Here is a 13,323-nt window from a genome sequence, read left to right on the forward strand (position 1 = left end):
TCCTCAGTACGTGCGGCGCAGTTCCAGCGCGCCATCCGGTCGCGTCTGGCCAGCTACCGACCAGCCCAGTTCCAGCGCCGACAGCAGTTCCTGCGCATCGCCGGCACGGAAGGTGCCACTCACGGCCAGGCTGGCGATCTCGGGATCGGCGATCACCAGCGGCGTGCGACCGTAGCGGTTCATGCGCTCGACCACGATCGACAGCGGCGTGGCATCGAACACCAGCTGTCCCTGCAGCCAGCCTTCGGCAGCGGCATTGGACGACAGCGCCGGGCCGGGCTGGAAGCGGCCCGATGGCAGCACCTGCAGCTGCTGGCCGGGTGCCAGGGTGTGCTGCGTCCCCCCATTGCTGACTTCCACCGCACCTTCCAGCAGTGCGACTTCGACCAGGCCGTCGTTCAGGCGCTCCACCTGGAAGGTGGTGCCGATGTCGCGGATGGTGCTGTCGCCGGCGCGCAGCTGCAGCGCCTTGCTCGACGGTGCGACCTGCAGCTGCACGCGGCCCCGTTCCAGCACCAGGTTGCGATGGCGCCAACCGAATCGGGCATGCAGCGTGGTGCCCGCATCCAGCGTGGCCACGCTGCCATCGGCCAGCGTCTGCTGCCGGGGCTGGTGGGAATCGTTGGCATAGCGCAGCGGCGTGGGGTTGCCGTCGATGGCGACCATCCAGCCGATCCCGATGGCCAGGCAGACGCCTGCGGCGGCGGCCACTGCCGGCAGCCAGCGACGCTGTGCCGGCCGTGCCGCACGTGCTGCGGCGGTGCGCAGCCACGGGTCAGCGGCCAGTTCTTCGCCCCGCTGGAACAGGGTCTCGGCCTGGATCCAGGCGCTGACATGGGCCGGGTCCTCGGCCAGCCAGTCCTCGAACCTCTCTCGCTCGCCCGGCGTGCAGTCCGGAGCCTCCAGCCGCGCCACCCAGGCGCTGGCGCGTTCAAACATCAGGGTGTCTTCCCTGGGGCTGGCGTGACTCATCCGTTGTCCCTGTCGTTGTGCAGCGGATCCGATCCGAGTTCCTGGCGCAGGCCCTGCAGGGCGCGGGCGATATGTTTTTCCACGGTCTTGGCGGTGATTCCACAGTGCCGCGCGATCTGCGTATAGCTCATGCCGGTGATCCGGTTGAGCAGGTACACCTCGCGCGCGCGCTCGGGCAGCTTGAACAGGGCCTGCCGCAGCAGGGACAGCATCTGCCCGGACTCGGCCTGGCGCAATGGATCGGGCGACGTGCTGGAGGGCTCGTCGCCGCCATCGTGTTCGGCAAGGGACAGGTGTGGCCGCGACTGCGACGAGCGGCCACGGTCTGCCAGGCGGTTGCGGGCGATACGATACAGCAGCAACCGCAGCTCGTCGGCACTGTGCGCGCGATAGCGGATCAGCCGCTCCATGCAGTCCTGCGCGATGTCCTCGGCATCCTCCGGCCCAACGCCGCGCGTGCGCAGGAAAGCGCACAACGGCGCGCGTTCTTCCCGTACGAACGCAATGAACGCGTCCGTCGGCACGGACAGGTCCGGCGCGCGATGGATCAGAGGAGAGGGGGTGGACAGGGCTGGCCTCGGGCGTCGGTGGCGGGTGCGTCTTCGAGTTTTACGCGACGATGACCGGATGGGGAAGAGTGTGCATGGCCCCTGATTCCATTGTGAATGCATTCATGTTTCGGGGGCTGGTGCGCTGGGGGAGTTTGCGCCGCCCGGACGTTGAACTCCTGACCCGTGTGTTGCGGGTGGAGAGAGAACACATGAAGCATTCGAAGTTGAGCCTGGCCCTGGCCGGGCTGATGGGCATCACCGCCATGGCGGCGGTTGATGACGTCATGGCAATGAATTATCACGTGCGGGACGATCGCGTCTTCCTCAGCGGCGGCGTCACCGTCGCCGACGTGGTGGCGCTGCCCGCGCTGCTGGCCAAGGCACAGGCTGAAGGCCGTCCGATCCGCGAAGTCGTGCTGCGCACATCCAATGGTGGCGCGCTGATCGCCGGCGAGTGGCTGCAGGCGGTGATCCGCACCCAGGGCCTGGACACCATCGTGTCCGGCCACTGCATCTCGTCCTGCTCGATCATGCAGTCCGGTGGCGTCAACCGTTACCTCGGCGGCGATCTGCCACTGATCGACTCGGTGCAGATCCACGCCGCCAGCAGTGGCGGCAAGATCACCTATGCGCCGTCAGCGCGCATGACCCAGATCTACACAGGCAACTACGGCGGCGGCATGGATGCGGGCCTGTTGCACAAGGCGATGTATGAAGTGGTTCAACCCAATGGCCTGCTGGTATTCCGCGACCCGGCGCGCACCACGGGTACGTCGGTCACCTTCGATCCGGATGGCAGCGGCAGCAAGCTGGAGTCGTTCCCGGGCCAGGACATCCGCGGCAACAACATCATCAACACGGCAGGCTATCGCGATCCGGGCGACACCCTCCGTGTCACCAGCAACGTCAGCGGCGACATCAACCCGGGCTACCTGCGCACCGCGCGCCAGCTGCAGGCCTTCGTCGACGACGATTTCGCGCGCTGGAACACCGACTGGGCCAGCACCTACATCAACGATGCGGTGAGCCTGTACAACGTCTCCACGCGGGGGGCGAACGGCATCGGCACGCAGTCGCTGCAACAGATGCTCGCCGATCCCGACCTCCAGGATGAGCTGCGCGGCCAGTTGCGGTTGGCCGATCTGGATGCCTCGACCCTGGCAAGTTCGGCGGGCGTGATCCGTGTCAGCAATGGCGCTACCTGGCGCACCGCCGAAACCACTGGCGCCGATTTCATTCTGGTGGACAACGGCACCATCGCACTGGAGGGTGGTGCGCTGCGCACCCCCGAGCTGCGCGTGATGCCGGGCAGCATCGTGGTCGGCCATGGTGATATCGCATCGGTCGGCACCGACAGCGATGCGCTGCTGGATGGCACCGGCCCGTCCTACCGCGAAGACGGCTTCAACCGCCTGCGCGTGTTCGGCACGTTGATGCCGCGTGGTGGTGATCTGGTGACCCACGGCTACGTCAACATCATGCCCGGCGGGCAGGTGCTGTTCGATGTTACCGAAACCGGTGGTACCGGCAGTGGCCGCCTGCGCGTCGGCAGCTTCTACGATGGCGGCTCCGAGGAGGGTGCGCTGGTGATCGCGCAGGGCGCACATCTGGCGCTGAACGTGGCCCAGGGCTTCTATGCCGGCACCTACCGTCGCGACCTGGTGGAAGGACCGATCTACCAGGGGGGCTTCCAGGATGCCGTGCGGCTGGGCGATGCCGGCTACAGCGCCAGCATCACGGCCGGTGAAGTGTTCCGCCCGCGCCACAATTCGCTGCTCAGCTTCAACGTCAACCAGACCGCCGACGGCCTGTGGCTGACCGCCAACCCGGGCTTCGATCAGCTGGGCCTGTTCGCCAACGGCACCTCCGGCGACGGCCTGGGGCGCGCGCTGGCCGCTGCAGCGGACCGCCAGGACAGCGGCCTGAAGTCGTTGCTCGGCGCGCTGCAGTTCAGCGACCGCGATGTGATCGCACAGCAGGCTGGCGCCCTGCGCGGTGATGCGCATGCCAGCCTGCGCCTGGCCGACAATGCACTGATCGGCAGCATCGGCAACGTGGTGCAGCAGCACCAGGCAGCGATGCGCAGTGGCGGCGATGCAGACGGGTTGGCTTCGCAGGCGGCGCAGTCGGTGTCGGCGCAGCCGGGCATGCGCCATGGCAGCCTGTTCAACCAGCTGGCCATGCATCTGGCTGAACCGGCCGGCGAGGCTGCTGGCGACAGCCGCGTGGCGGGGCGCAGCCATGGCCTGTGGGCGCGCGGTTTCGCCAGCCATGGCCGCATCGACGCCGACGGTGGTGTGGCCGGCCTGAGCCACACTGTCGGCGGCATCGTGATCGGTGCCGATACCCGCGTGGCCGATGACCGCGTGACCCTCGGCGTGAGCGTGGCCGCCGCCGACATGTCGACCAAGGCCAGCGACGGCTCCGGCTTCAGTGGCGACGTACGCGCGCTGGATGTGGGCGGCTACCTGGATGCGACCTATTCGCGGGGCTACCTGTCGGCGGCCGTGCGCTACACCGACCTGCGGCATGACACCCGCCGCAGTGTCGGCGGCATTGATGGGCTGCAGCAGCCTCTGCGCGCGAAGTACAGCAACGATGCCATCTCGGCACGGGTGGAGCATGCGTTCTCCTTCACCACTGGAAAGGGTCTGGTGATCCAGCCGCTGCTGCCGGTGGTGGACTACGCACGGACCTCGGCCACCCGTTTCAATGAAGGGCAGGGCGCCGGTGCGCTGGTGGGCCGCAGCGGCAGCCTGGAGAGCATTCGTGTGGGTGCCGGCCTGCAGCTGTTCAAGACCTTCGAAGGCAACAACGCTGAGCGCATCACCCCGCGTGCCCGCGTGGTCTGGCAGAAGGAACTGGGTGACACCCAGGCCCGCTACAGCACCGGCTTCGCCGCAGCTCCGGACCTGCTGTTCGGTGCCAGCAGCCAGGCCGTGGGCGAGCAGGTGCTGGCTTGGAACGTCGGCGTGACCAGCCGCGCCAGCGAGCGCCTGTCGATCATGGCCGACTACGTGGGTGAGCGCCGGGACGGGCAGATCCAGAACGGCGTGATGCTGGGCCTGGGCTACCGGTTCTAAGGGGCACTCGGTCCCGGCGATATCCGTATCGCCGGGACCATCCCATCAGGGCAGGTGCTGCGGTATGGTCGGCAGGGAATTCCAGCCAGGCCTGTCCATGCAGATCGCCGTTTTCAGTGCCCGCCCCTACGATCGTCGCTTCCTCGACGAGGCCAACCAGCGCGATGCGGCCGGGCAGGGCTTTGCATTCGTGTACTTCGATGCCGCGCTGGACGTGCATACCGCTGCGTTGGCACAGGACTGCGCCGCGGTATGCGTGTTCGTCAACGACCGCCTCGACGCGCCGGTTCTGCACGCGTTGCATGCGCTAGGCGTACGCGCCATCCTGCTGCGCTGCGCCGGCTTCAACAATGTGGACCTGGCCACCGCGAAAGCGCTGGAGCTGTTCGTCGCACGGGTGCCGGCCTATTCCCCCGAAGCCGTGGCCGAGCACGCGCTGGCGCTGGTGATGACGCTCAACCGGCAGACCCATCGCGCCTACAATCGCGTGCGCGAGGGCAACTTCATGCTCGATGGCCTGCTCGGCCGCACTCTGCATGGGCGCACGGTCGGCATCGTCGGCACCGGCAAGATCGGCCTGGCCACCGCGCGCATCTTCCACGGCATGGGCTGCACCGTGCTGGGGCATGACCCGTATCCATCGCCGGCCTTCGCCGGCGTGGGCGACATGGTTGGGCTGGATGAACTGCTGGCGCGCGCCGACATCGTGTCGCTGCATTGCCCGCTGACACCCGATACCCAGCACCTGATCAACGACGCCTCGCTGGCGCGGATGAAGACCGGCGCGATGCTGGTCAACACCTCGCGCGGCGCGCTGGTCGATACCCATGCGGTGATCCGCGCGCTGAAGTCGCGGCGGCTGGGTCATCTGGCCATCGACGTCTACGAGCAGGAAAGCGCGCTGTTCTTCCAGGACCTGTCCGGCGAGATCATCGATGATGAGGCCTTCCAGCGCCTGATGACCTTCCCCAACGTGCTGGTGACCGGCCACCAGGGGTTCTTCACCGTAGAGGCGCTGCAGGAGATCTCGGCAATCACGCTGGGGAACCTGCGGGATTTCGCCGAGGGGCGGGTGTGTGCGAACCGGGTGGGAGCGTAGACACGCTGCGGAAGTGGGCCTCGCCCAGTCCCCACCTGGGGTATTTACTTTGGGTGAATATCATATGAAGCTGTCGTGAAGGGGGGGGCTTGTGCCCCTTGAGGTACAGGGGGCGCAAGGGACGGCGCAGCTGTTTTCAGGCCGGAACATGACGCCAGCACACGTCGGTGGATTACCGATCGTCTGGTGATTGCCGACGCAATTGGACAAAGGGATGTTCCATGCGTATCTGGCAGTGGCAGGCGTTGTTGGGCGCGGCATTGGTCGTGTCATCCGGGTGGACCTGGGCGAGCAGCCCGGTCACGCCGCATACCGAGTACTACAAGAGGATCAAGACGGGTGAGGGGCTGGCGCCGCTGACCTCGAGCCTGTTCGGGGACAGCATCAGCCCGAGCTCCGGATCAACAGAATTTGTCGTTACCGACATTGATCTGCCAGGCAACAACGCGCTGCCGGTGCGATTGCAGCGTCGTCTCGCTGTGCAGTCCTTCAAGGACCGGCAGCCATTGGGGGGATTCGGCAGCTGGGACATCGAAGTCCCCTACATGCACGCCACCTTCGACTCCATCTGGAAGTGGAACGAGTCGGGTAACGGCGCTACCCAGCGTTGCTCGCAGACCTTCTACCCCAAGACGCGCACCGGCGTGGGCACCTTCGAGATATGGGCCGGCGTGCAGGTGCGTGTCCCCGACCAAGGCGAGCAGGAGATGCTGCTGATCGCCAACGCCTCCAACCCGAAACCCACCAACGGTGAAACCTATCGTTGGGGCACTCGAGGCAATATGCGCCTCAGTTGCCTGGGCTCGACGGCCAATGGCTATCCCGGTGAGGGATTTCTGGGCGTGGATGCTTCGGGGAATCGCTACTTCTTCAATGTGGGTATTGAACGAACAGCGGGCTTCATGGATCTCGGCCAGGGCGTAGGTTCCAAGTTGGTGCGTGTTCTGCTGATGGCCAGCCGGGTCGAAGATCGCCACGGCAACTGGGTAGCCTATGACTATTCGGGCGACAAGCTGGTTGGTATTCGCGGCAGTGATGGTCGTGCCATCTCCATTGCCTATGCCGGGGACCGCATTGCCAGTGCGACAGCCAATGGCCGTACCTGGAGCTACGAGTACAACGAGGGCTCCGGTGCAATGGGATTCGCACGCTGGCCTGCGCTGCGTGCCGTGCAGCAGCCGGATGGTGCTCGCTTCGGCTATGAGTACAGCTGGCAGGACGGCGGATTCGGGGGCCTGAACCCGGAGTATCAGAGCTGGGATGGTGAACCGAAGCTCTGCATCAAGCCCACGTTCGAGCAGTCTGGATTCACCCTGATCGCGACCCATCCATCAGGAACGCGTGGACAGTTTGAGTTCAAGTACCTGCGCCGCACCCGGCTGGGTGTAAAAAGTACCGCTTGCGCAGACATGGGCGGTGGGCGCTACGCGCAACGCGCCTCCAATGCGTTCGACCTCTTCGCGATCACCAGCAAGACGCTGACGGGGCCCGGGTTGGGCAATTTGACCTGGACGTACGAGTCGGGCGGATATGACTCGGGCCAGGCCAACTCCGCAGTGTCGACGATTGTGGAGCCGGATGGTACGCGCCGTCACAGTGTGTTCGGACGAAAACTCGACGAGAACGAGGGGCAGTTGCTGCAGGAGGCGGTGCGTGCGCCGGACGGTCAGATCGTCCAGGTCATCACCAATACCTATATGAGTTCGGACGAGGTCCAGACCGCACCGTTCCCGGACAGCTATGGTTCGATGACCGCGGCCGATGATCCCTTCGCCGTCAAGATTCGTCCCCTGAAGCAATCTGTGCTCAGCCAGGATGGTGTCAACTTCGTCAACACGACCGATCAGTTCGACGCGCATGTGCGGCCGGTGGTGCAGACCGAGAGCAACTCGTTGGGGCGCGCACGGACGCTGAGGACTATGTACTTCGACGACACCGGTCGCTGGATACTCGGCCAGGTCGGGCGCAGCACACAGAGCGTTGGCGGCGTTGAAATCGAGACCGAGCGCACCGAGTTCGACTCGATGGCGCGCCCGCAACGTACCTACGCCTTCGGCGTGCTGCAGCAGACGCTGGGCTATCACGCCGATGGCACGCTCGCCTCCGTGGCCGATGGCAAGGGTAATGCCATTGCGCTGAGCAGTTGGAAACGCGGCCTGCCGCAGAGTGTTGCATACCCGGACGGCAGCAGTGCCTCGCTGCAGGTCGATGACAATGGCTGGGTGCGCGCGGCAGTGGAGCCCAATGGTGCCAGCCGGAGCTTCGACTACGACGGGATGGGCCGGATTGTGCTGGCAACCCAGGCCGCCAATGACAGCGTGGCCTGGAATCCTGCAACGACGCGGTTCTTCCAGGTAGCGGGCGCGGAGATCGGGCTGGAAGCAGGCCACTGGAAGCGCGAGTCCAGTACCGGCAATGCACGCGCGGTGACGTACTACGACGGGTTGTGGCGCCCAGTACTGGAAGAGTCGTTCGACGCTGCGGACCGTAGCGGCACCCTGCGCCAGACAGTGACCCGCTATGACAGCAATGGGCGCCCGGTTTTTACCTCTTATCCGACGCGTGTCGCATCGGACTTCCGTTCGGCGCTGCCCGGCACCTACACAGGTTATGACGCGCTGGGGCGACCCACCCGCAGCGAGCAGGACAGTGAACTGGGGCGCCTGGTCACTACGACCGAGCAGCTCGGTGGTGGCAGCATAAGGGTGACCAATCCGCGCGGCATTGCCACCACCACCGACTACCTGATGTACGGCAAGCCCAGCCAGGACACGCCCATCCGGATTCTCCATGCGGAGGGGGTGGTGACGGAAATTCAGCGCGACACGCTGGGCAAGCCGCTGTCGATCCTGCGGCGCAACTACGATGGCAGCGTCAGTGTGCGGCGCCAGTACGTCTATGACGGCGCCCAGCGCCTGTGCAAGAGCATGGAGCCTGAGACCGGTGCAACCGGCATGGGCTACGACGCCGCAGGCAATCTGCTCTGGTCTGCCTCGGGCCTGACGTTGCTGGGCCCTCAATGTGAGAGCGAGGCTGCCTATGCGTCGCCTTCGCGGGCTGACCGGACCTACGACAGCATGAATCGCTTGCTGACGCTGCGCTTCTCGGATGGCCAGGGTGATCAGGACTGGAACTATTGGCCTGGCGGGAAAGTGAAGCGTGTGCAGACCCGCAACAACGGCGCCATCACCACCAACGACTACACCTACAACCTGCGCGGACTGCCCACGTCCGAGAGCGTGGCCTACGACGGTGGTGAGGCCTGGGCGCTGGGCTATGGCTACGATGCGAATGGCGCTTTGGCAACCCATGTGCAGCCGTCCGGCCTGACGATCGACTACGGCCCGAATGCGCTGGGGCAGCCGACGCGAGCCGGAGCCTTCGCCACCAACGTGCGCTATTACGCGAACGGCGGCATGAGCGGCTTCACCTATGGCAACGGCGTCGTGCATCAGATGACGCAGAACGCGCGCGGCCTGCCCGATCGCAGCACCGACAGTGGTGCCGGTGGCAAGGTCATCGATGATGGCTACGATTACGATGCCAATGGCAATGTGGCGGCCATCAGTGACGGCCTGCCGGCAGCCCCTGGAAACCGCGAAATGCGCTATGACGGTCTGGATCGTCTGACCGCGGTGACGGCAGCCGGCTTCGGAAACGCAAGCTATGCGTACAACGTTCTGGACAACATCGTCGCCGCCAACGTCGGCGCGCGGCGGCAGTCCTTTGAGTACGACTTCAACAATCGGTTGACGAACGTGCGGGATGTCGGCAGTGGCGCGACCGTGACCGGGCTGGGGTATGACGCCCAGGGCAATCTGAAGATCCGCAATGGCGTGGCGTTCCGGTTCGACTACGGCAATCGCCTGCGCGATGTCGATGGCAAGGAGGCATATCAGTACGACGCGCATGGACGCCGCACCCTGGCCAGTGCGCCCAATGGCAACATTCGTTCCCTCTATGGTCAGGATGGTGTGCTGCGCTATCAGCACGATCAGCGCCAGGCGAAGGGCTTTGACTATATCCAGCTCAACGGCAGCCTTGTTGCCAAGCGTGCGGTGGACATTGCTCCTGCGGCGCTGGTGGTGACGGTTCCGGGATACAGCGCGGACGGGGCGTTTGCGGTGCAGTGGGCAGCCGTTGCCGGTGCGCAGCGCTACGAGGTGCAGGAGTCGAGTGGCGGTGAATGGCAGGCCGTCTATCAAGGGTCCGCGCTGAACGTTTCGCTGGCCGGGCGTAGCTCCGGCGTCTATCGCTATCGTGGCCGTGCCTGCAATGGCACTGTCTGCGGTGCTTGGGGTGTGGAAGCCTCCATCCAGGTGGAGCTTGCTCCCACCGCTGCGCCGGTGATCACTGCACCGGCACAAGGTATCAACGGAACCTATTCCCTAAGCTGGTCAGCGGTACAGGGTGCCGCCCGCTTTGTGCTTGAAGAGGCCGTGGGTGGTGGATGGAGCGTGGTCTTTGATGGTGCTGGCCGCACCTATCAAGTGACCAGCAAGCCGGCAGGTACCTATCGCTATCGGGTCAAAGCGTGCAATCCACAGGGCTGTGGCGTCTACTCGGCCGAAGCGGCGATTACCGCGCTGTATGCCCCATCCGTACCCGCACTGTCGGTACCTGCTGCGAGCTACAACGGCAGCTATGCCGTGTCCGTTTCGAGCGTGGCCCAGGCCAGCAGCTATCGCATTGAAGAACAATTCAACGGAGCAGCGTGGACTGAGATCAACCGGATCAGTGGGAATCAACTGGCCATCAGTGGACGGATCGCCGGCAGTTACGCCTATCGTGCCTTTGCATGCAATGACGCGGGATGCAGCGCGGCAAGCGCCGTAGGCGGTATCGTCGTGACATTGCCACCGGTCCAAGCCACGGGAATCAATCTCGGTGGCGTGAGCTACAGTTCAACCGTGAGCATGGGGTGGGGCGCAATCCCCGCAGCGACGAGCTACCAGCTGATGGAGCAGCTCAATGGCGGTGGCTTCGGACTCGCCCAGGAAGACGGCGCGACCGCCGTGGCCCGAGGCGGTCGCTGGCCGGGGCAGTGGGACTACCAGGTGCGTGGCTGCAATGTCGCCGGTTGCGGACCGTGGTCCGCGGTAGCGGGCGTGCGCGTGATTGGTCCTCCGGCGACCCCGGTTCTGCGCGTGCCGGATGGGGTGGGAATCGGCGCGGCTTACTCGATCTCCCTGCTGGAAGTGGCGGACGCGACGCGCTATGAAATCGACGAAAGTACTGACGGCGCCAACTGGTCGCTGATTGCGGGGGATCGAGCCGTTTCCCTCAGCAAGGGCGGCGGAGGCAACTTCTACTACCGTGGTCGTGCTTGCAATCCCGCAGGCTGCAGTCCCAGTTCTGCTGCTGGCCTGGTTGCGATTTCCAGTGCGCCGGCCGTACCCACGGGCGTGAGGATCGTAAAGAGCGGCCCAAACATCTGCTCGGTCATCTGGAATGCGTCGCCGGGTGCCACCTACTACAACATGCGTTCAAGCAGCGGCGGCGCGACCTATAGGGCGGAAGGCATCGGGTACGACCTCGATACACGCTGCCAGGGTGGCTACAAGGTGCGTGCCTGCAATGCGCAGGCGTGCTCGGCCTGGTCGAACTGAGGTGGACGCGATGAACGCAAGAATGAAGACGCTGCTGAGTCGAACCGTAGCCGGGGCCGCGCTGATTCTGGGTGGACTTTTCAATCAGGCTGCTGCGGAGACGATTACCTATATCCATACCGATGCGTTAGGGTCACCGGTCGCTGAGACTGACGCGGCTGGCAGCGTTATTCGGCGTACCACCTATGAGCCCTATGGTGCTGCGGTTGGTGAGCTCGTTGCAGATGGGCCTGGCTATACCGGGCATGTGACTGATGCCTCGACAGGCTTGAGCTACATGCAGCAACGGTACATGGATTCACAGTTGGGTGTGTTTCTAAGTGTGGATCCTGTATCGGCTATGCGCGATCCGGTGGGCGCATTCGGGCGCTACAGGTACGCCAACTCGAATCCCTATCGCTACTTTGATCCCGATGGCCGGCGAGCGTGTGGCAAAGACACAGGCTGCCAGTTGGAGCAGGGGGCGCTTGGCGGCTCCTCTGGAGTGAGCAGGTCATCAACGGGAGTGAGGAGTACTTCTATTGGTGGGCAGCGTCTCGTTGCAGACGAGACGATCAACCGTTCCGCAGGTGCCAATGGGACAAGCGAACTTGTGCGGAATTGGAGCCTGTCTCAGGTTTCGCCAAGAGGTGGTGCGATAGTCCAAGATATTTCAGTTACTGTTGAGGCGTATGACAGGGCAGGGTGATCTGGCCCCCCGTCAGCGGACGCCAAGAAGCGATACTTTGATCGCACTTGGAGGTCCCTTATGTCCCGTATCACCCGTCGTAGCTATACCGATGAGTTCAAGCACCAAGCCGTGGAGTTGGCCGAGTCGCTCGGGCCTGCCGCAGCAGCCCGTCAGCTGGAGATGTCGGTCAAGACGCTGGCAAATTGGCTTGACGCGGTCCGTGCTGGCCGGTCTCTGACCTCTGAGGCTCGCAGGCCAACCACCGACCTGGAAAGCGAGATCAGCCGCCTTCGGGCCGAGAACGCCAATCTGAAGATGGAGCGGGAAATCCTAAAAAAAGCGGCGGCGTTCTTTGCCAGAGAGTCCAAGTGAGGTACGCCTTCGTCGCCAGTCAAAGGACTCACTACCCGACCAGGTTGTTGTGTCGGGTTCTTGGGGTTTCTGTCTCTGGATTCCATGATTACCTGCGTCGGCAATGTGCCCAAGCGTGCGATGCCGATTCGGCCCTGCGTACCGAGCTTCGGGCCATTCATGTGACCAGCAAGCGCAGTTATGGGCGACGTCGGCTGGTCAGGGCCTTACGAGCCAGGAATCATCCAGTCGGCCACAAGCGCGTGGCACGGTTAATGGCCGAGGAGCGAATCCAGGGCAAGACCAAAGGCCGATTCCGACCCAAGTCCTCCGGCGGCTCATCTCAGCTCGCCCCCAACCTGCTGGATCGGCAATTTGCCCCCGGAACCGGACCGACGGCGTGGGTCGGGGATATCACGTATGTCCCCACCCGCCAGGGATGGCTGCATCTGGCCGTGGTCATCAGCGTCCAGACCCGGCAGGTGCTGGGCTACAGCGTTTCCAAGCGTCTGACTGAAGAGCTGGTGGTGAAAGCATTTGCCAATGCCTGGGCTCTGCATCCACAACGACCCGGCCTGATCTTCCATTCAGATCGTGGTGGGCAGTACTGGGGGAACGAGTTTCGCCAGCTGCTGCAGTCCCATGACGTGGTCCAAAGCATGAGCCGGCCTGGCAATTGCTGGGACAACGCGGTGGCCGAGAGCTTCTTTGCGACGCTCAAGACAGAAGAGGCTGCCGAGCCTTACGCCAGTAGGGAACAAGCCAGCCAGTGCATCGCTGCTTACATCCACGGCTTCTACAATCCAGCCCGGCTACACTCGGCGCTGGGCTACCACTCGCCTAACAACTACGCCCGGCAGCTCCGGGCTGCCGCCTGAAACGGCTTCATGGCGTCCGTTTTCAGGGGGCCAGATCAGGGCGTCGCATCGTGGGTCTTCCATCCACTCGTTACTGGGAAGCTTGGACGGTGTCTCCAGGGAGTTCGGTC

General features: G+C 64.4%; 8 protein-coding genes. 6 read left to right on the forward strand and 2 right to left on the reverse strand.

All coding sequences use genetic code 11. From position 1 onward, the window contains the following. Positions 1 to 3 precede the first annotated feature (3 nt). Positions 4 to 972, reverse strand: coding sequence for a FecR domain-containing protein (locus ACEPA4_RS05820; RefSeq protein WP_139726829.1), 969 nt, complete (start codon positions 970 to 972; stop codon positions 4 to 6). Further along, positions 969 to 1,496, reverse strand: coding sequence for an RNA polymerase sigma factor (locus tag ACEPA4_RS05825; RefSeq protein ID WP_080352916.1), 528 nt, complete (start codon positions 1,494 to 1,496; stop codon positions 969 to 971). The genes ACEPA4_RS05820 and ACEPA4_RS05825 overlap by 4 nt, the downstream gene beginning before the upstream one ends. Before the next feature lie 236 nt (positions 1,497 to 1,732). Between ACEPA4_RS05825 and ACEPA4_RS05830 the strand changes: the two genes are divergently transcribed. From ACEPA4_RS05830 to ACEPA4_RS05855, 6 genes are all read left to right on the forward strand, one after another. Further along, on the forward strand, positions 1,733 to 4,606 hold the full coding sequence (locus ACEPA4_RS05830; protein ID WP_164092678.1) for an autotransporter outer membrane beta-barrel domain-containing protein: 2,874 nt from the start codon (positions 1,733 to 1,735) through the stop codon (positions 4,604 to 4,606). A gap of 97 nt (positions 4,607 to 4,703) precedes the next feature. Beyond that, a complete protein-coding gene (locus ACEPA4_RS05835; RefSeq protein ID WP_164092677.1) occupies positions 4,704 to 5,705 on the forward strand; it encodes a 2-hydroxyacid dehydrogenase in 1,002 nt (333 codons plus the stop codon). 221 nt (positions 5,706 to 5,926) lie between these two features. Then, positions 5,927 to 11,314: a hypothetical protein gene (locus ACEPA4_RS05840; RefSeq protein WP_262090003.1), complete on the forward strand. Its 5,388-nt coding sequence runs from the start codon at positions 5,927 to 5,929 to the stop codon at positions 11,312 to 11,314. Positions 11,315 to 11,336: 22 nt separating this feature from the next. Further along, positions 11,337 to 12,002, forward strand: coding sequence for an RHS repeat-associated core domain-containing protein (locus ACEPA4_RS05845; protein ID WP_374083017.1), 666 nt, complete (start codon positions 11,337 to 11,339; stop codon positions 12,000 to 12,002). A 60-nt stretch (positions 12,003 to 12,062) separates the two neighbouring features. Further along, positions 12,063 to 12,356, forward strand: coding sequence for a transposase (locus tag ACEPA4_RS05850; RefSeq protein ID WP_032954795.1), 294 nt, complete (start codon positions 12,063 to 12,065; stop codon positions 12,354 to 12,356). After that, positions 12,353 to 13,213, forward strand: coding sequence for an IS3 family transposase (locus ACEPA4_RS05855; protein WP_065185370.1), 861 nt, complete (start codon positions 12,353 to 12,355; stop codon positions 13,211 to 13,213). The genes ACEPA4_RS05850 and ACEPA4_RS05855 overlap by 4 nt, the downstream gene beginning before the upstream one ends. Positions 13,214 to 13,323: the final 110 nt, after the last annotated feature.

This window comes from Stenotrophomonas sp. P2112 (assembly GCF_041897515.1).
GTDB classification, from domain to species: Bacteria; Pseudomonadota; Gammaproteobacteria; order Xanthomonadales; family Xanthomonadaceae; genus Stenotrophomonas; species Stenotrophomonas sepilia.

Coding starts and splice junctions, on each gene's coding strand:
- ACEPA4_RS05820 (WP_139726829.1), bottom strand. CDS start 972: ATGAGTCACGCCAGCCCCAGGGAAGACACCCTGATGTTTGAACGCGCC.
- ACEPA4_RS05830 (WP_164092678.1), top strand. CDS start 1,733: ATGAAGCATTCGAAGTTGAGCCTGGCCCTGGCCGGGCTGATGGGCATC.
- ACEPA4_RS05835 (WP_164092677.1), top strand. CDS start 4,704: ATGCAGATCGCCGTTTTCAGTGCCCGCCCCTACGATCGTCGCTTCCTC.
- ACEPA4_RS05840 (WP_262090003.1), top strand. CDS start 5,927: ATGCGTATCTGGCAGTGGCAGGCGTTGTTGGGCGCGGCATTGGTCGTG.
- ACEPA4_RS05845 (WP_374083017.1), top strand. CDS start 11,337: ATGAAGACGCTGCTGAGTCGAACCGTAGCCGGGGCCGCGCTGATTCTG.
- ACEPA4_RS05850 (WP_032954795.1), top strand. CDS start 12,063: ATGTCCCGTATCACCCGTCGTAGCTATACCGATGAGTTCAAGCACCAA.